This window comes from Bartonella sp. CE47NXGY, from assembly GCF_042195415.1.
Taxonomy (GTDB): domain Bacteria; phylum Pseudomonadota; class Alphaproteobacteria; order Rhizobiales; family Rhizobiaceae; genus Bartonella.
Genome location: NZ_JBHIOI010000012.1, coordinates 25178 through 43420 on the forward strand (window position 1 = coordinate 25178; position 18243 = coordinate 43420).

Consider the following 18243-nt stretch of genomic DNA (forward strand, 5'->3'; position numbering starts at 1 on the left):
ATAATGCGTTTTCCGCCCGATTTCCTTAATGAATTGCGTACGAGACTCCCAATTTCAACAGTGATTGGGCAACGGGTGGATTTTGATCCTCGAAAAAGTAAGCCTTCACGGGGAGACTTTTGGTGTTGTTGTCCATTTCATGGTGAAAAAACGCCAAGTTTTCATTGTGATGATCATAAAGGGCGCTATTATTGTTTTGGTTGTGGTGTAAGTGGAGATATTTTTACCTTTTTGTGTGAGCTTGATGGATTGCACTTTTCAGAAAGTGTAGAGCGTTTGGCTGATTTTGCGGGAATAAAACTCCCTATTTTGGATTCACAAAGTCATAAACGTCAACTGGAAAAAGCTGACCTTTATGATGTGATGAAAATTGCTACAGATTTTTTTCAATATAATTTACGCGATAAAGAAGGTACGCAAGCACGTCGTTATCTGGATGCACGTGGTGTTACACCAGAGCTTGTAGAGCGTTTCCGCATTGGTTTTGCACCGGTAAGGCGTACAGCTTTGAAAGAAGCTTTGAGTGCACGGGGCATTTCAATAAAGCAAATGGAAGAATGTGGGCTTCTCTCAGTGCATGAGGAGAGCGCGGATTCTTATGACCGATTTAGAAATCGCATTATGTTTCCTATCGAAGATTTGCGTGGACGTGTGGTGGCTTTCGGAGGGCGTGCATTAGAGAAAGAGACACGAGCAAAATATCTCAATAGCCCTGAAACAGTGCTGTTTCATAAAGGAAATATACTTTATAACGCGGCAGCAGCTCGCAAAAATAGTCGCTTTGTTGGCGATGAAAAAATTCATTCACTCCTTGTTGTTGAGGGGTATATGGATGTCATTGCATTGACTAAAGCTGGTTTTGAAGGAGTTGTAGCACCCTTAGGGACAGCATTAACGGAAGCGCAAATTGAGCTTTTATGGCAGATGGGGAAGGAACCTATTTTGTGTTTTGATGGTGATGATGCTGGTTTAAAAGCTGCTTTTCGTGTTGCTGATCGTGTGTTGCCTCTTTTAAAGGCTGGGGTTTGTGTACGCTTTGTTTTGTTGCCACAAGGGAAAGATCCTGATGAAATTGTTTGTGCTGGTGGAGCACAGCTTTTTTCTTCTTTTTTGCAAAAAGCTATTCCTTTGAGTGAGCTTTTATGGTGGCGTGCTACCTATGGAAAGCATTTTGAAATTCCAGAGGCACGAGCAGCGCTAGAAAAACAACTAAAACAACAAATTTTTACGATTAAGGATGAAGATGTCCGTCGTTATTATTTGCAAGATGTAAAAAAACGCCTTTTTGATTTTTTTCGTCCCTCTTTTTCAAAACAAAAGGGGGAAGGGCGATATGGTCAATCTTCACCAAATAGGACCTTTAAAGATCAAACCTTTTCTCTGTTAGCAAATTCTGAAATAGTACGAAATTCTTCGCAATCTATCCCTTTGCGTGAAGCAGTGATTTTACTCACTTTAGCTTACTATCCTGAGTTGTGGTATGAAAATTTTGAAATTCTTTCTGAGTTAGAATTAAAAAATACTCAATTGATAATTTTTCACCAAGCTATGTTGGAAATTCTTGGGGACCAACAGCTTCATGATAAAGAGACGATGGTTGCGTTCTTAGAAAAAAGAGGGCAAAAGGCTCTGTTAGAGCGTATGAAACATCTTGTGCAAAATATTGGTATGCGTATTATTCCTGGTGGAGCCCCTATAGAAGATGCGCGTGCTATATTAAAACAAGCTGTCTACTTGCATCTTCAAGAACACCACCTACATAAGAGGTTACAGGATATTGAAGAGCAACTTGTAGAAAATCCTAAGAGTGAGGTTTTTGATCTGCTTCGTGAGGTAAAAAATGAGCTGGAGCAGATGCAGGCAACAGAAGCGTTAATTGAAGGATTTGGAAGTTGGTTGGATGAAAAAATAGACGGGAATACACAAGATACGATAAAATGATTCGCTTTTTTAATGCGAATCAGTCACTTAAATTTTAGATGAGGAAGTTTATGTGGAGTGACATTTTTATAAAGATGACAATTAAATTTTAGGAAAAGCGGGTAAATTTTAGGAAAAGCGGGAAATTGGTTCTTACGATAGGGTGCAGAGATTATCTCAGAAGGGCTGAGAGGTGTCGGGGAAACTTCTGGAGTTTTCCCGCGTTTTTGTCTGGATGTCAAGTTTGTCTGGATGTCAGGGCGTATACAAAATGTATTCTTTCCAATGGTAATCTCTTAACAGGAAGTATATATGAGTAACTATTGGTAGATTTTAGTGAGAACAAAAAAACTGGTCACATGGAAACTATGGTTACATGGAAACTGTGAAGTGATCGAGTGGAGTTATGGTATGGCAACAAAGGTTAAACAGAAAGATAATGCAGAAGTAACAAACCAAGCGAGTTTGGATAGTCCTCTTCTTGATTTTTCTGATGATGCCATCAAGAAAATGATTAAACTTGCCAAAAAAAATGGTTACGTAACAATGGATGAACTCAATGCAGTTCTTCCTTCTGACGAGGTTACATCCGAACAAATTGAAGATATCTTGGCGATGTTCTCTGAGATGGGGGTTAATGTTGTGGATGATGAGGATGAAGTCGAGTCTGAAAATTATGAAGAAGAAGTTACGGTAGAGGGGGGTGATTTAGTAGAAGCCTCTAGCCACGCAATTGCAACGACAACGAATAAACGCGAAGTAACAGATCGTACGGATGATCCGGTGCGTATGTATTTGCGTGAGATGGGAGCTGTTGAGCTTCTTTCGCGGGAAGGCGAAATTGCCATTGCTAAGCGTATTGAAGCAGGGCGTGAGACAATGATTGCAGGACTTTGTGAGAGTCCTTTGACTTTTCAGGCTCTTATTATCTGGCGTGACGAGTTAAAAGAGCAGCGTATTCTTCTTCGTGAAATTATTGATCTTGAAACGACTTATGCTGGTCCAGAAGCAAAGCAGGCTCCTGTTATTGAGCGAAGTGAAGTTGATAAGACCGTAGAAGAAAAAATGTCTTCTGGTATACGTAATATGGGGGAGAGCGCAGGAGAGAGAAACATTGAAGACGATGATGAAGAGGACGAGGACGATGTTAACTTATCGCTTGCTGCAATGGAAAATGAACTTTGTCCTCAAGTTATGGAAACATTAGATTTTATTGCTCAAACCTATGTAAAATTACGAAAATTACAAGATCAGCATGTTGAAAGCAGTTTGGCAGAGCGTAAAGAGGGGGCCCTTACATCTTCTCAGAAGAAGAAATATATTCAATTAAAGGGTGAGTTGATTCAAGCAGTAAAATCTCTTTCTTTAAACCAAAATCGTATCGAAGCTTTGGTTGAACAGCTTTATGACATTAATAAGAGATTGATTCATAATGAAGGTAAGCTGAAACGGATTGCCAATAGCTATGGCATTGGCCATGAGGATTTTTTAAAAGAATACCAAGGGCGTGAATTGGACGCAGATTGGATGAATTATATTGCTGCTTTGCCTACACCTGGTTGGAAAGAGTTTTCGGTGCGTGAAGCAAAAGAAATCCAAAAACTGCGAAGTGAGATACAAAATCTTGCGCAAGAAACGGCTATTTCGATTGGTGAATTTCGTCGGATTGTTATGCAGGTGCAGAAAGGTGAACGCGAATCAACAATTGCAAAAAAAGAGATGGTAGAATCTAATTTGCGTCTTGTCATTTCAATTGCAAAAAAATACACCAATCGTGGTTTGCAGTTTCTTGATCTTATTCAAGAGGGCAATATCGGTTTGATGAAGGCTGTGGATAAGTTTGAATATCGGCGCGGCTACAAATTTTCAACTTATGCAACATGGTGGATTCGTCAAGCTATTACACGTTCAATTGCTGATCAGGCACGTACAATTCGTATTCCTGTTCATATGATTGAAACAATTAATAAAATTGTTCGTACCTCGCGTCAGATTCTCCATGAAATTGGACGAGAACCAACACCAGAAGAATTATCTAGCAAGCTTTCTATGCCGTTAGAAAAAGTACGAAAAGTTCTTAAAATTGCAAAAGAACCCATTTCTCTCGAAACGCCTGTTGGTGATGAAGATGATTCCCATTTGGGTGATTTTATTGAGGATAGGAATGCTTTATTACCAATTGATGCAGCTATCCAAGCTAATCTGCGAGATACGACAACACGCGTTCTTGCTTCATTAACACCACGAGAAGAACGTGTTTTGCGGATGCGTTTTGGAATAGGGATGAATACCGATCACACATTGGAAGAAGTGGGACAGCAGTTCTCAGTTACAAGAGAGCGTATTCGTCAAATTGAAGCAAAGGCACTTCGTAAATTGAAACATCCTAGCCGTTCACGAAAATTGCGCAGTTTTCTCGATTCTTAAATAAAAGAATTCGTGTGCATTTTAATAACTCCCTCTTTCTTCTTAATGAAGGGGGGAGGTGCTTCATGTTGTACTTGGATACTTTCTTGAGAAAAACATAGGAAGAATTTGAACAATCTAGAAAGTTTTCGATGTTTAATGTTTCTCTTAGCTTTGGGGCTTTATACTTCTCTGTCTCAAAAGAATAGATATAGGGCAAAGGGTGGTTATGGAGTAGAGAGTAGGGGGCTTTCAAGAAATGAACGATAAAAACATTACCTTGCGTATAGCGCGGCTCGTTTTTAAGAAATGAGATCTGTTAGGAATAAACTTATATTGCAACATACGGACTTTTTGATGAAAAATGTATATTCTTTGCGGAATTTTTCTATCATTTTAGGTGACGCATTTTATTCTTCGTTAAGTTTACAAAGAGATGTTTCAATAGGTTATGTTCATTTATATGCGCTATTTTTGAATATTCTCTTTTTATTCAGATAGCTTTTAAGAACATGGTTTAAAGTATACATTGAGTTGAATCTTTTTAAGAGACAGAAATAGATAAAATTATAGAAATTAAACGTTTCATTTTTTATAGATCGTCTTAATTAAAAAAGGTGTGTCTGAGTTTATGAGTGGAGAACTTCCCTTTTGGAAAGTAAAAAAATTAGAAGAGATTTCCATTTCTGAGTGGGAGAGCCTTTGTGATGGCTGTGGCTGTTGTTGTCTCCATAAAGTTGAGGACGATGATACGGGTGACCTTTATGCAACCAGTATTGCTTGTCGTCTTTTAGATGGGGAAACCTGCAGGTGTCGAGATTATGCTCATCGTAAATCAATTGTACCAGATTGTATATCGCTAGATATTACGACAGTTAAAACAGCGCGTTGGCTTCCAGAAAGTTGTGCTTATAGATTAATTTATGAGGGAAAAGATCTTCATTGGTGGCATCCATTGGTATCAGGGGATTGTCAGACGGTACATACAGCGCGTATTTCTGCACGCGGACAAATAGAGATTTACGAAGACGAATTATTATCTGAGGAAGATTATCTTTATCACATTACTGGTCTTCTACGTGAAGGCCAGTAATATGATTTTTTATACAACTTGTTTGTGACTTAATCGATCGCAAAGACTACAGTGACGCTCACGTTATAATTTAATTCACCACCTGCAAAATTTGTATTTGCGTAGCTTACATCTGCTGCTCTACTCATGAGACGTGGTGTTGGGTGATAGTAATCATCCTTTTCATTGATTTCAATAATTTTTCCTAATTTTAAATCGGCTGCTTGCGCTATCGTTTGCGCTTTTTCAATGGCTTCAGTAATGGCTTTTTTACGTGCTTCTTGATAAAATGGCTTTGTATCTGCGTTGGTAAAAGTAATGCCGTTAACTGAATTAACACCTAGTGTCATCGCTTGATCAAAGATTTTACCAGCATTGGTAAGATCACGAATGCGCACGGTTAAAGAATTTGAAACATGATAGAGTTTTTCATTATTCTTTTTTTCGTGGTGTTTATCAGAGGTTGACTGATAAATGGATAAGCCTGATGTTTGCAAATCATTTGCTTGGATGCCATTGTTTTTAAAAGCGTTTATAATATCATTGATGGATTGATTATTGGAAGCTAATGCCTTTTGGGCAGTTTTGTCATAGGTAACAACGGCTAGATTAATAATGGCCATATCCGGTGCTGCTTGACTTTCTCCGATTGCTGTCACTGTAATCGTTGCATTTTTCATTTTATTTTCTTCAGCATAAGCACGTACAGTCAACGATGTGGCTAAGAGTGTAAATGCTAATATAACTGTTTTAACCAGAGAACTCTTCAGTGGTTGAATTTTCTTTTCTATCATATCTATACCTTTATATTTGTCAGTTAATTATTCTCTCATTTTTAAGAGTTTTTGTAAAGAAATTAGAGCACTGAAAAAAAAACCAATAGAAAAGAGAAAAAGATAGGTTATAATCTTTGTCAGCTCTTGTATCATAGGGCATTTTAGTTTAGAGAGAAACAACCTATTTAGGGCCTGTAGCTCAATTGGTTAGAGCCAGCGGCTCATAACCGCTTGGTTGGGGGTTCGAGTCCCTCCGGGCCCACCAATAGGGAAATGTACAATAGAAAAATGGATCGCTTATATAAAAGTTTTGAGATTCTACCTTTTTCGTTTTTTATTTATTTTCCTGTTTGTTTTAGAAGCTTTTGGTCGTTGTTTGTTGCAGTTTTTTCTCTCAGTCGCTTTAATATGATGGTATGTTTTCTTAGTCTCATCAAAGAAGTTCTCTCATTTGCAACCTTTTAGCATTTGGATTAACTGATATGGGTCGCTATTTACTTTCTTAATTCATATACTGTTTTGTACTTTTTCTATATGGTGTTCTTCATAAAATAGAAGGCTAAAAGCTTCATTGGATAAGTTTATTTATACTTGTTCTGCAAATAAATAGACCTCAATAAAACCAATTTTAAAGATTGTACCTGTTCAGAACAAATGGCTCAAAAAACATTTAGTGTAAATTTGCTTTTTTCTAAGTGATGTTAATGTCTTTTAGACGTTCGAATAGCATCATTGTGATGAAAGGTTAGTGTATAAGAGAATGTGATCTATGGGCATTCATATGTATCATGGGGGCAACGATGATAACATTTGTTGATATTTTCTTTTTCCCAAGAAAGGAATTCTATTTAATATCTTGAGAAATATTGTTCATAGTGACGGTGGCGTGTTTTTTGAAAAGAATTTTATTAATTGTTCTTTGAAAAGTCAATTGAGTGATTGTTTCTATCGCTTTGCATCATCCAGATTCTATTGTAATAAGCATTTTATTATTCTGTAAGAAATGTTTTCTATGATATTGGAAAATTTGTTAAAATGCCATTTTCTGTTTTTGTGTATTTTTTGCTTAATGTTTAAATTATAGAGTTTTCATGTGATCCGAATTATTATTGAAGAGCAGATGTCTTTTTTGATTTTACTCTGATAAGGAATTGGCAATATTGCGGTAACCCTAGCACTTTTTTGTATTGATAACATTTTTCTCGTATTGATCGTATAGAGAGTTTTATCTTTATTATGAGTTTTTTCTCTTATGAAAAATTATTGGCAGGGAGGGTGTTTTTTTGGAAAAGTATACTTCTTCTTCAAAGCCATACTTTTAAAATATAATTCTTCATTTGCATAAGGGAATTTCTCTCTTGTTGTGAATCTGTATAAAATTTACGTACAAAGATTGTGCGTGGTGATTCGTTTTATTTTTTTGATAGTATCATTTTTGCTTATGATAGAGACTTATATTAGTATTTACAAGGTGCGTTTAGAGGGGAGGTTACCTGTAAATGTGTTACAGAGTTTTAGGTAGTGTGGCTCTGTTTATAAGAATTTATTCCTATAACATTGTTATATTCTCGCTTTGCAATATTGTTAAAAAAACATAGATGGTGCTATGTAGAATAAATTGTGATGTATTTTTTTCAAAAAAGCTTTTTCGTGTTCTCTTATATAGAGTTCAGGAGTGTCTTCAGGGATATTTTCACATTAGTTTTTATTGGTCCGAATCGCAAGATCTGCGTAACATTATTCGCGTTTTTGATAGATTATACCAATTTTCATAAGAAGGTCTGGATCGTGTGATGCTTTCTGTTTCACTATGGTACATGACTAATAGAACTTCATCTGATTTTGTAAAATAAGTTTGTACACAATTGCTTCCATACTGCCTATTGCAAATATTTTTTTCTAAGGTATGAGATATATTTTGAACGCTTTAGCGTTATATAGTGTGACTACATGGAGTATGACTATGAAGAATGATAAAAAATTTGAAACAACTTTATCTGATATTATTGTGAAATGGGAGTCTTTATCGACGTCTCAAAAGCAAGCGATATTGGATAAAGTAGAAAATGCTACAGATTCTGCTCATTCAACAGAACATTTAAGGCTTCAATCTTCTTTTTATCTCCAGACGAAATCAAAGTTATGAGTTTTAAGTCTTCATCGGAGATATTGAAACCAGTTATTACATATATGGCACTAGCATTTCCCAGTGTATTCAAAATAGCCATGAGTTTATCTACAGAAGGTCTCTTGCCTCCATTTATCATTTGTTGGACGTAATTTTGTCCACAGCCTGCAGCTCTGCTTATTTCAATCATTGTTCGTCCGTCACTTTTTATCAATTCAACTAAGCGTTGGAACCAATCTTTTTCAGTCTTTGTCATTTTTAGACCTTTACATATTTACGCTATAGCGTTAATATTGCGTTGCGAATCCAGAATATATGATACAAGGAGCGTGAAAATATCCATGTGTAGCTCTTCGCTAAGGAAGCATATAGAGTTGTTTTTAACTAATAACAAAATGTCCCCATACACTTTCAGATTCGAATCAATAAAAATGGTTGCTTAGTTCCACGGTTGTGAAAAAGTAAATGTGTATACCAGAAAGGGCGATACACACTCGTATGTTTATGAGATTTCACTATGATAGTATACGTAGCAGCATTATAAATCAAGATATACCCCAACATCAGAATTTGTAAAAAAAATTCTGCGTTGAGGTAGTGTGTGAATATAACGAAGCTTTAGAGCCTTAAGAGATAGGATAATGGCTGTAGAAAAAATGTAAATTGCATAGATAAAGAATACTGATTTCTTCTTTATTGTAATAAATTAGATCACTATCAGATGGTATATCGTATATATGCGTAAAAAAATGGGAAATATCAAAAAAGTGATCTTGGATATTTTATTAAACAGGAAGGTAATCTGATCCACAAAGGTGGTTGTTTGGTAGAATTGTACATTCGATCAATGCCCTTATGGGGATGAATGTGTTTTTATGATGCTGCGGTTTATAATGAAGTCTGTGTTTATAATGATATTGTTATTGATAACAATGCATTAACATATGGTTGTTTAGTTGTTCGTAAGAGTTCGCATGTTTATGAAAAATAAGAACTTTACCGTTATTTGAATATGAGTGGAGATGCATATGTTTATGCTAATGCTAATGCGGTCTTTTTTGATCAAGTTTTGAATGCTCAATGTATTGAATTTTGTGGTGATACTCGTGATTTTAGAAAGGCTCGAGTTTATAATGATGCTTTAGTTTGTGGTGATGTAAAGATTTGTGGGAAGGCAAAATTTTACAGAAATGCTGTGCTTTGTGACACTGAAGATTTTTGTAATAATGAAAAACTTTCATATATAGCCGCATTCCACATGGCGTAAAAAAGGAAGATAGGAACGATTTGGGCAAGGCTTGTATGATTGGATTGCGTCGTTAGTTTTATTTGACGTTCCTTATTTTTTGTATTTTGTGTCAATAAATGTGTCGCAAATAATTGGTGTGAGTGTAGATTTAGCCGCTTTCAGAGATTTGTTTGCGTCATTTATCAATGCTTTAATGGAGAAAATAAGAACGCCGAGAGTGATTGTTCACACTTGGAACATGCAATTTATTGCATTCTTTTTTTGATTGAGGATGAAACAAATTGGTCAAGATCATCACTTGAGCGACAATTAAGGGAGATCCAAATGAGTGTAAACGAAATTTTATTGGGAGCAATGATTGTTGTTTTGTTGTGCAGCGGGGTTATATTTCGATTTTCTTTATATTATCGCAGTCAAGTGAAAATTTTAAAAGAGGAATCTAGAAGAATAAAGCATGAGTTTTTAAGAGATTCTATGAAGATGACTGAAGAACGAGATAGGGCTATTAGAGAGCAAAGTATGGTGATTAAAAGACGCGACCAAGCAATTGAAAAACTGAAAAAACAAATTAAGCAATATGAAAAAAATGAAAAGAAATATAAAAAAATGCTTAAATCTGAAGATGATAAAGAGTGATTGTATTCATATTTTGCATTAAAGGGTTTGGAAATGTGTTAGGAAGATTGGAATGACGAGAGAGATAAACTTTAATGAAGCCAATTATGGTGCTGATGGAGAGATTGTATTGGAAGAGAATATTCAAGTTTACTCTGATTTTATGACAACATTTAAGGTTATAAGACAGAGCGTCGTTGATCATAAAATAAGAGTTTATGATGATAAACCAGTTTATAGGTAGGCTAGTTATTAAAAAGCGCGTCTATACAATCCAGCAATTTTATATTATTGCTGGAAACAGTTTTGCACGTTCTTTTTAGATGTAAGGTATAAATGCTACGATAGTTTCAGCTAATAGGTATAAAAAATTGCATGATAATAGAAAGAAAGAGATATTTGCTTTTTATGAAGATGAAATGGGTAAGTCAGTTATGATTATCAGATACAGAAGAGGAATATGAACGTAAAAGATATTAATATCTTTTAGAGTAAATATATTTCTCATTGATGATTTATCTTCTCTTCATGTGCGTTTATTTTTTATGAAAAATACAAAACTTAAGAGATTTTCTTTTTGATAAAGGCTATAGAGATTTGAGTATGATTGAAAATAAACATATAATCTGTAAGAATATGAATGTTCTTTGTGAGTGTCAGAAATAATACAAAAACTTCCTCTCATTGAGGGCAAATCAATCACTTTTCATTTATCACAAAAGTAACTACCATACCATTATACAAAATAAACGCTTGTTTTAATGGTAAAGAACGTTAGGACTGTAGTTCTCTAATAAGAGCCTTATGTGTAATTTCTTTTATTTGCTCAATATTGATTAGGATATCTTGTTTTGTTGGATAACCTTTACTAGAAAAAGCAATTTTTTGTGCATCTCCTGAGATTAAACGCCAGTACCATTGATTGTGAACTCCTTGAAACACCTCAAAATACATGCTTCCCACCTCATAAAATAGCTGATAATTTTCAGGATAAATATTTAACTAATCCGCTTGTAAACATTAATGTATGTCTCTCTAGGAAGTCGTCAATATATTCCCCTTAAATTTTCTGACCTTAAAAAATAATTTCTATGAGAGCTATTATTCTTTTAACAAGAAAAAATTTATTGTCAATAAGATATGAATGAGAATTTTATACTATAAAATTATTTTTTTTAATTTAAAGACACTATACTTTCATTTACAACGCAAATATTTTTCTGTCGTTACAGAAATAAAGTTTATAAATTATATAAAACTTCACCAGCACGGATAAAGTAAAAAAATACTTCTTTCCATACTGGTGTTTAATCATTTCTTGCTTTTTCTTTTGAAATAGACGTTTATTGATTAGCTATAACCTCTTTTTGGGATACGCTTCGAATGAGTAAATCAATGAATAAGCTAAGGGTATAAGAATTGGCCATTTTAGCTTTCATATCGATAAGAGAGGTTGTAGTTTTAGAGTTAAAACCATTTGATAAACCTTGTCTTGACAAATATTGCTGCAATTTTTCATAAGAACTGTCGATTTTTTCTTGATTTAGTTTTTCGTTACGATCACTATCGGCAAGTGTTTCTTCCAGTCCCTCGATTTTTTTAATAAAATAATTCCAGTCAAAATCACCTTTTGTATATTCGGTGTCAAACATTTTTCCTTGTCCAGTTAAAAGCCAATTAATATTGACACCATATAACGTGCGGTATGTTTGTAAGACACTAAGATTGGGTTCTCTCTCTCCACGCTCATAAAAAGCAATGGAATTTTTTGTCATGCTAAAACTTTTAGCTAAGGTTTCACGCGATGGATCGCCTAAAGCAAGACGTACATAACGTAAACGTTTTCCAAATATGGTTTTTGATTCAGTTTCAGGACGTGCCACGAATTATCTCCCTCGGTAAATCATCATGGTATAAATCATTAAATAATAAAAGCACACTATGTATTAATATTCTATGATATAATGTCAATATTATAGCTTTAATTTCTTGTTATTTTTTTATTTGTGTAGATAGAAAGCAATCTTGCACTTATTGTATTGACAATTGATATTCACTTCAAAACAAAATTCCTTGTTGCTACATTTGTCTCTTGCTTTTTTTGAGAGAATTTTCATGTAACTTTACCATATATATTCTATACACCTCTGCATTAATAGATGCAACTTTAAAGAGATGCAAACTTTGGATTGGTACTGGGTGTGCTTAGATGAAGTAGAAAATAAACTTTGAGGAATGATCATGTCCCTATTACGCTATTTTGGGTTTGCTTTTTTTTTCACGATTATTGGTGTCTTTTTAGGAGGGGTTATTGGTTGGTTTGAAACGGAAAGTATTACTGGTTTTCTTAAATATTTTTTTATTTGCTTTGTTTTAGGAATTTTGGAAATTTCTTTATCTTTTGATAATTCTATTATCAATGCGCGTGTTCTTAGTAGAATGAGTCCATTGTGGCGTCGTCGTTTTCTTATATGGGGTATTTTGATAGCTGTATTTGGGATGAGAATTGTTTTTCCATTATTGGTGGTTGTCGTTGCTGTTGGGATTAATCCAATTGCGGCAGTCAAATTAGCGATATGGGAACCACATCGATATGCTGAAGTTTTAACCGATGCGCATATGGGGATTGCTGCTTTTGGAGGAACTTTCCTTATGATGGTTGGCTTAAAATATTTTTTTGATTCTGAAAAAGAAGTGCATTGGCTTAATGTTATAGAGAGATCTGCTCAAAAGTTTGGGGCGCTTGTTGGAATTGATATTGCAATTGTTTTGATTTTGATCTTATTTGTTTCAGCTCAGATTGACGCAGAAAATAAAATAACTTTTTTATTAGCAGCACTTTATGGACTTTTGACCTTTATCGGTGTTGAAGTTGTCGGTCATCTCTTGGATACTCCTCAAAAGACTTTAACAACAGTAGCTCACGGGGGAGTAGGGGCGTTTCTTTATTTAGAAGTTCTTGATGCTAGTTTTTCTTTCGATGGCGTGGTTGGTGCTTTTGCCTTTTCACACAACCTTTTTATTATTGCGATAGGTCTTGGTATCGGAGCATTTTACGTTCGTTCTATGACAATTATGTTGGTTGAATCAGGAACATTATTGCATTATCGTTATTTAGAGCATGGTGCTTTTTATGCAATTCTAGTTCTTGCAGTGATTATGTATCTGCAAACGATTATATCGGTTCCTGAAGTTTTAACAGGACTTGTGGGAGTCTGTATTATTGGAATGGCATTATATTCTTCGATTCGTTTTAAGCATCGTCAATTAGATAAACATGTTGTATCTAAGTAATGGAGATTTCTTCCTTTTTCACACTTTTGTTTATCGCATATCTTTGAATAGAAAGAGGTCTTTTATGCAAAAAATGCCATGTTATTGCTTATTGATGTTTTTGTTTTAAAGAGGAGATCATTGCACGATTTCCCCTCCATGAGGGAAATAATGTATAATCTTTTGGATAACTTTTGACGTATAGAGGCTTTTTGACTTCAATATAAGGTGCAAGTTTACGCTATACTTTTTACCAGCTTTCAGTATCATAACTGCTCTTGCATTTAATGATTCATAAGAAGCCTTTTGGCTGTTTTTTTTGCAAGATTTTTATTCATACATCAATCCTATTTGTGATGTTTTAAGAGAATGGTGTTGAAATAGGGTTGAAATGAGAGAATTTTACGATATTTTCGTTCCTTACTTAAATAGGTAAAAAAATTTATTCATTATAAATCAGAATGTTATAATGGTAGATGAGAAAAGAATATTTTAGGAGAGCATTAACAGTTCTATCCCTGCTTCGTTCATAGTTTTAAGCATAGTGTTTAGTGATCCGTTTACATCAATACCAGCACAAGCATTTAATGAAACACTGACTTTAAAACCGTATTGTATGGCGTGAAGAGCAGAGAATCCGACACAAAAATCAGTTGCTAAGCCACACATAATGAGCTTGGTAAAACCATGTTCTTTGAGATAAACATGTAAACCTGTTGGTGTTTTTTGATCATTTTCAAGAAAAGCAGAATAGCTATCCATTTTTTGATTATAGCCTTTTCTAAGGATAAGTTGTGCCTTTTCTACTCTAAGAGATGGATGGAATTCTGCTCCTTGTGTTCCTCGTATGCAATGATCAGGCCAAAGTATTTGAGGACCATAGTCAAGAATGACTGTATCATAGGGCTTTTTTTCAGGATAACAGGAAGCAAAGCTGCAATGGTTTTTGGGATGCCAGTCTTGGGTTAAGATAACGTGGTCAAAATGATTTATGAGATTATTGACGGCGGGTAAAATAGCATCACCTTGAGGTACGGCAAGTGCTCCACCTAGTAAGAAGTCATTTTGAACATCAATGACGATTAAGGCTTTTTTTTCCATAAATATATTCCTATACGAGATGAGCTTTTATCGTATTTTTAAAAAGCTATATGTCGTCTTGAAGTTTTGAAATGATGTGCTGGATATTGATATTATTTTTATAATTATCAAGCCAAAAGAGGGGGATGGATAAGTTTTTACAATTGGTTTTATAGTTTTTTACGAATTGTAACCACGTACCAATGGGAAGTGCGCTGTAGTCATTTGTTGCTACGTGTTGATGCAAAGCTTTCATGATCATTGGGCTTGGGACGTCAGATCCCATAAGGCGGCGGTCGTTTTGTAAACGTAATTTAAGCCATATCAAGGCAAGGGGTGAAGTCCATTGCTTTCCGTAGCAAAAAATCGATGAAAAAAGAGAAGGATTTTTTACTGCGTAATATAAAGCCCATAAAGCGAGAAAAGAAGGCGCATAGAGAATTGCTTTTCTTTGTGGTATCATATTACATTGATAAGTCGGTTTAATACGATAAAAATACAATGTTATATCTGGTATGGAAAAGAGAGGCAATGTTTGATAACAGGTTTCAGGTACAGCTAAAAAGATTTGCTTTTTGCTCTTTAGGGGGATGTTTTTTTGCATTCAGGACCATACTGGGGCTTGTGAGATTAGAAAAAATGTACCAATATAAAGCGAAAGCTTTTGATACGACGTAAGTGCTATTTACTGTACAGTTTCAAAAAGCAAAAGCAGTTTTTTCAAAATCCTAATCTTTAATATCGCATAATATAAAGAGAAATTTATGGCACGTCAATTTATCTATCATATGGCTGGGCTTAACAAGTCTTACGGCAATAAAAAAGTTCTAGAAAATATTCATTTGTCTTTTTATCCAGATGCGAAGATCGGTATTTTAGGGCCGAATGGTGCAGGGAAGTCAACTATTTTACGTATTATGGCTGGGCTAGATAAGGAATATACCGGAGAAGCATGGATTTCTGAAGGAGCACGCTGTGGTTATCTACCACAAGAACCTTTGCTTGATGCGAGCAAAGATGTACGTGGTAATGTGATGGAAGGTGTTGCAGATAAACAGGAAGTTCTTGAGCGTTATAACGAATTGATGATGAATTATAGCGAGGAAACGGCTGATGAAAGCGCACAGCTTCAGGACATTATTGACAGTCAGAATCTTTGGGATTTAGAAAGTCAAGTGGAAATGGCTATGGCTGCTCTTGGCTGTCCGCCAGCCGATGGGGATGTAACAAAACTTTCGGGTGGTGAGAAGCGGCGTGTTGCACTTTGTAAATTGCTTTTGTCAAAACCTGATTTATTACTTTTGGATGAACCGACAAACCATTTAGATGCTGAAACGACGGCTTGGCTTGAGAGGCATCTACGTGAATATCCTGGGGCTGTGCTTTTGATAACCCATGATCGTTATTTTCTCGACAATGTAACGGGTTGGATTTTAGAATTAGATCGCGGTAGAGGTATTCCTTATGAGGGGAACTATTCTGCTTATTTGGGGGCTAAAGCCAAGCGTTTGGCTCAGGAAGGCCGTGAAGAGGCAGCGCGTCAACGTGCTTTATCACGTGAGCAAGAATGGATTGCTTCTAGTCCAAAAGGGCGACAAGCAAAGTCAAAAGCTCGGATTAAGGCTTATGATGAGTTGGTTCAATCAGCACGTGAGCGCCGTCCTGGAGAGGCGCAAATCATTATTCCTATTGGAGAAAGATTAGGACAAGTTGTTATTGAGGTTGATAATCTCTCTAAAGCTTATGGTGAACGTGTATTGATTGATTCTCTTTCTTTTAAACTTCCTGCTGGTGGCATTGTAGGCGTTATTGGGGCCAATGGTATGGGAAAGTCGACCTTGTTTAAAATGTTGACGGGACAGGAAAAGCCCGATTCAGGTCAGATACGTATCGGTGAAACAGTTCACATGAGTTATGTGGATCAGAGTCGTGATTCCTTGGTGGGGGATAAAACTGTTTGGGAGGAAATTTCTGGTGGAAATGACATTATTAAATTAGGCAAATATGAGATGAATAGCCGCGCTTATTGCGGGGCATTTAATTTCAAGGGGGCAGATCAGCAGCAGAAGGTGGCAAATTTATCAGGAGGGCAGCGCAATCGCGTACATTTGGCGAAACTTCTAAAAGAGGGGGGGAATGTGCTTCTTCTTGATGAACCGACAAATGATCTTGATACTGAAACATTGGGTGCATTGGAAGATGCATTGGAAAATTTCGCTGGTTGTGCAGTTATCATATCGCATGATCGTATGTTTCTTGATCGATTGGCAACACATATTTTAGCCTTTGAAGGTGATGGTCATGTAGAATGGTTTGAAGGTAATTTTGCTGAATATGAGGCTGATAAAGTTCGTCGTCTTGGGGCGGAATCTCTTAATCCTAAGCATGCAAATTATAAACCTCTTACACGCTAGAATTTTTTATCTTATCGCAACTTTGTTAGAATAATAGTGTATTTTATTGCGTTTGTTATTTCATAAATAAAGTGTGTGTGTACTCTGTGGGAGTTTTTATTCATTGAAAAGAGTAAGAGACACTTTATGAAATTATGACCTAAATAGGGTTATTTTACTCATGATATATAACCGGTTATTTTTTGTAAAACTGCAATGAAAAGGAGGGGATGGAGCGTATAGTATTACTTCTACAAATGCCTTGGTCATTGAGCATTATCATCTTTACTTAATAAAAATGCAAGCTGGCATTATCATGTTATTTTTTCTCAATAGTATGCAGTTCTTGTTTTTAGGTGGGCATAAAAGGTATTTTTATCCATCTGTCCCCTCCGTTTATGAGCTGTAAGAGAATGATTTGGATTGATTTATCATGAATAGATTTGAAATGAGAAAAATCTACGGTATTCCGGTTTTTTATTCAAGTTAAAAATGAATTATTATTATAAATCAATGTATTCTCATTATAACGAGAAGCAGGGAGATAAGATCTGTTCGTTTTTTACATTAGCCTATTTTTTTCATAGTATGATAAAATAGAGAGAGCAAAATAGATGAGAATATGCGTTGTATGCTTGACTTTTTTTCCTACAAACAAATGTTTATAGGAATGTTTAGGGGATAATTATGAAAAAAAGTGCAAGTTTAGATGCAATGATTGTGCTGCTGAAAGCGGTCGCAGAAGTAAGCCATTTACGTGTTCTTAGGCTCTTACATCATGAAGATTTAACAATTCCTGATTTTATTTTTATTCTTGATCAGTCGCAAGCGTGTATATCACGATATTTACGTTTATTGTACGAAGCACGATTGATTGAGCGTTATCAGAAGGGGGATAGCCTTTATTTTAAGCTTTGTCATGATTTTTGGGGTAAAGACATTGTGATGGGTATTCTTTCGTCTTTACCAAAGAATGATGTGTTGTTAGCGCATGATTTAAAACGTTTGAAGGATGTTAAAAAGCAGCGTCAAAAAACGAGGAAGAAGCATTTCTTAAAAAATGCGTTGCAACGGGATGTATTACGGTCATCCTATATGGCAGATCATCGTGTAGAAAACTCTTTACTTGAAATCATTGGCGATAAACCATTTCAGACGATGCTGAATATTGGAAGAGGTGGAGACTCTATCTTAAAATTGTTTTCTAATCTTTATACGCATGCGGTTCAAGTTGTGCTTGATAGCAGTGTTTTTCACTTGTCTGTTGGAGATACAACTTTTGATTTAGTTATTCTTCATTGGGTTTTACATTTTCTTGAAAATCCTGAAAT

At 35.4% G+C, this 18243-nt stretch carries 17 protein-coding genes and 1 tRNA gene; 12 read left to right on the forward strand and 6 right to left on the reverse strand.

What is annotated here, in order from left to right; all coding sequences use genetic code 11:
- The first annotated feature begins 3 nt into the window (after positions 1-3).
- From dnaG to ACFIL3_RS05290, 3 genes are all read left to right on the forward strand, one after another.
- The gene (gene dnaG / locus ACFIL3_RS05280) at positions 4-1941 is read left to right on the forward strand and encodes a DNA primase (protein ID WP_375651033.1); all 1938 of its coding nucleotides are present in this window, start codon (positions 4-6) and stop codon (positions 1939-1941) included.
- A 390-nt stretch (positions 1942-2331) separates the two neighbouring features.
- Positions 2332-4347, forward strand: a complete 2016-nt coding sequence (gene rpoD, locus ACFIL3_RS05285; RefSeq protein ID WP_375611971.1) for an RNA polymerase sigma factor RpoD — start codon at positions 2332-2334, stop codon at positions 4345-4347.
- Positions 4348-4957: 610 nt separating this feature from the next.
- Positions 4958-5419 carry a YcgN family cysteine cluster protein gene (locus ACFIL3_RS05290; RefSeq protein ID WP_375646443.1) on the forward strand — a complete coding sequence of 154 codons (462 nt, stop codon included), beginning with the start codon at positions 4958-4960 and terminating at the stop codon, positions 5417-5419.
- Between the two features lie 29 nt (positions 5420-5448).
- On the opposite strand, the gene ACFIL3_RS05295 is transcribed toward ACFIL3_RS05290, so the two are convergent.
- Positions 5449-6192, reverse strand: coding sequence for an SIMPL domain-containing protein (locus ACFIL3_RS05295; protein ID WP_375613351.1), 744 nt, complete (start codon positions 6190-6192; stop codon positions 5449-5451).
- A gap of 170 nt (positions 6193-6362) precedes the next feature.
- On the opposite strand from ACFIL3_RS05295, the gene ACFIL3_RS05300 reads away from it, so the two are divergent.
- Both ACFIL3_RS05300 and ACFIL3_RS05305 read left to right on the forward strand, forming a co-directional pair.
- Positions 6363-6439 (forward strand) — tRNA-Ile (locus tag ACFIL3_RS05300).
- 1698 nt (positions 6440-8137) lie between these two features.
- Positions 8138-8320 (forward strand): hypothetical protein, encoded by a 183-nt coding sequence (locus ACFIL3_RS05305; protein WP_375611974.1) that lies wholly within the window; start codon positions 8138-8140, stop codon positions 8318-8320.
- Here the strand turns inward: ACFIL3_RS05305 and ACFIL3_RS05310 are convergent.
- Entirely contained in the window at positions 8244-8558 is a 315-nt protein-coding gene (locus ACFIL3_RS05310) for a helix-turn-helix domain-containing protein (protein ID WP_007347852.1), read from the reverse strand. The genes ACFIL3_RS05305 and ACFIL3_RS05310 overlap by 77 nt on opposite strands.
- Positions 8559-9167: 609 nt before the next feature.
- On the opposite strand from ACFIL3_RS05310, the gene ACFIL3_RS05315 reads away from it, so the two are divergent.
- From ACFIL3_RS05315 to ACFIL3_RS05330, 4 genes are all read left to right on the forward strand, one after another.
- Positions 9168-9293 carry a hypothetical protein gene (locus ACFIL3_RS05315; RefSeq protein ID WP_375613352.1) on the forward strand — a complete coding sequence of 42 codons (126 nt, stop codon included), beginning with the start codon at positions 9168-9170 and terminating at the stop codon, positions 9291-9293.
- A gap of 15 nt (positions 9294-9308) precedes the next feature.
- Positions 9309-9569, forward strand: coding sequence for a hypothetical protein (locus ACFIL3_RS05320; protein ID WP_375675635.1), 261 nt, complete (start codon positions 9309-9311; stop codon positions 9567-9569).
- A 306-nt stretch (positions 9570-9875) separates the two neighbouring features.
- Complete coding sequence (locus tag ACFIL3_RS05325; RefSeq protein ID WP_375613354.1) at positions 9876-10187, forward strand: hypothetical protein; 312 nt, start codon at positions 9876-9878, stop codon at positions 10185-10187.
- Positions 10188-10239: 52 nt separating this feature from the next.
- Positions 10240-10410 (forward strand): hypothetical protein, encoded by a 171-nt coding sequence (locus ACFIL3_RS05330; protein WP_375613355.1) that lies wholly within the window; start codon positions 10240-10242, stop codon positions 10408-10410.
- Positions 10411-10940: 530 nt separating this feature from the next.
- On the opposite strand, the gene ACFIL3_RS05335 is transcribed toward ACFIL3_RS05330, so the two are convergent.
- A complete protein-coding gene (locus ACFIL3_RS05335; RefSeq protein WP_142416545.1) occupies positions 10941-11120 on the reverse strand; it encodes a DUF1508 domain-containing protein in 180 nt (59 codons plus the stop codon).
- A gap of 389 nt (positions 11121-11509) precedes the next feature.
- Positions 11510-12049 (reverse strand): helix-turn-helix domain-containing protein, encoded by a 540-nt coding sequence (locus tag ACFIL3_RS05340; RefSeq protein WP_375628802.1) that lies wholly within the window; start codon positions 12047-12049, stop codon positions 11510-11512.
- A gap of 358 nt (positions 12050-12407) precedes the next feature.
- On the opposite strand from ACFIL3_RS05340, the gene ACFIL3_RS05345 reads away from it, so the two are divergent.
- Entirely contained in the window at positions 12408-13460 is a 1053-nt protein-coding gene (locus tag ACFIL3_RS05345) for a DUF475 domain-containing protein (RefSeq protein WP_375628804.1), read from the forward strand.
- Positions 13461-13931: 471 nt separating this feature from the next.
- Here ACFIL3_RS05345 and pncA read toward each other — a convergent pair whose 3' ends face one another.
- Positions 13932-14540 carry a bifunctional nicotinamidase/pyrazinamidase gene (gene pncA, locus ACFIL3_RS05350; RefSeq protein ID WP_375628806.1) on the reverse strand — a complete coding sequence of 203 codons (609 nt, stop codon included), beginning with the start codon at positions 14538-14540 and terminating at the stop codon, positions 13932-13934.
- Positions 14541-14586: 46 nt separating this feature from the next.
- Positions 14587-15123: a hypothetical protein gene (locus tag ACFIL3_RS05355; protein WP_375611982.1), complete on the reverse strand. Its 537-nt coding sequence runs from the start codon at positions 15121-15123 to the stop codon at positions 14587-14589.
- Positions 15124-15283: 160 nt separating this feature from the next.
- Between ACFIL3_RS05355 and ettA the strand changes: the two genes are divergently transcribed.
- Both ettA and ACFIL3_RS05365 read left to right on the forward strand, forming a co-directional pair.
- Entirely contained in the window at positions 15284-16933 is a 1650-nt protein-coding gene (gene ettA / locus ACFIL3_RS05360) for an energy-dependent translational throttle protein EttA (protein WP_375611983.1), read from the forward strand.
- Positions 16934-17599: 666 nt separating this feature from the next.
- Positions 17600-18243, forward strand: a 644-nt coding sequence (locus ACFIL3_RS05365) for an ArsR family transcriptional regulator (protein WP_375681905.1), incomplete at its 3' end; no start/stop codon positions are given.

Coding starts and splice junctions, on each gene's coding strand:
- dnaG (WP_375651033.1), top strand. CDS start 4: ATGCGTTTTCCGCCCGATTTCCTTAATGAATTGCGTACGAGACTCCCA.
- rpoD (WP_375611971.1), top strand. CDS start 2,332: ATGGCAACAAAGGTTAAACAGAAAGATAATGCAGAAGTAACAAACCAA.
- ACFIL3_RS05290 (WP_375646443.1), top strand. CDS start 4,958: ATGAGTGGAGAACTTCCCTTTTGGAAAGTAAAAAAATTAGAAGAGATT.
- ACFIL3_RS05295 (WP_375613351.1), bottom strand. CDS start 6,192: ATGATAGAAAAGAAAATTCAACCACTGAAGAGTTCTCTGGTTAAAACA.
- ACFIL3_RS05305 (WP_375611974.1), top strand. CDS start 8,138: ATGAAGAATGATAAAAAATTTGAAACAACTTTATCTGATATTATTGTG.
- ACFIL3_RS05310 (WP_007347852.1), bottom strand. CDS start 8,558: ATGACAAAGACTGAAAAAGATTGGTTCCAACGCTTAGTTGAATTGATA.
- ACFIL3_RS05315 (WP_375613352.1), top strand. CDS start 9,168: ATGTGTTTTTATGATGCTGCGGTTTATAATGAAGTCTGTGTTTATAAT.
- ACFIL3_RS05325 (WP_375613354.1), top strand. CDS start 9,876: ATGAGTGTAAACGAAATTTTATTGGGAGCAATGATTGTTGTTTTGTTG.
- ACFIL3_RS05330 (WP_375613355.1), top strand. CDS start 10,240: ATGACGAGAGAGATAAACTTTAATGAAGCCAATTATGGTGCTGATGGA.
- ACFIL3_RS05335 (WP_142416545.1), bottom strand. CDS start 11,120: ATGTATTTTGAGGTGTTTCAAGGAGTTCACAATCAATGGTACTGGCGT.
- ACFIL3_RS05345 (WP_375628804.1), top strand. CDS start 12,408: ATGTCCCTATTACGCTATTTTGGGTTTGCTTTTTTTTTCACGATTATT.
- pncA (WP_375628806.1), bottom strand. CDS start 14,540: ATGGAAAAAAAAGCCTTAATCGTCATTGATGTTCAAAATGACTTCTTA.
- ACFIL3_RS05355 (WP_375611982.1), bottom strand. CDS start 15,123: ATGCAAAAAAACATCCCCCTAAAGAGCAAAAAGCAAATCTTTTTAGCT.
- ettA (WP_375611983.1), top strand. CDS start 15,284: ATGGCACGTCAATTTATCTATCATATGGCTGGGCTTAACAAGTCTTAC.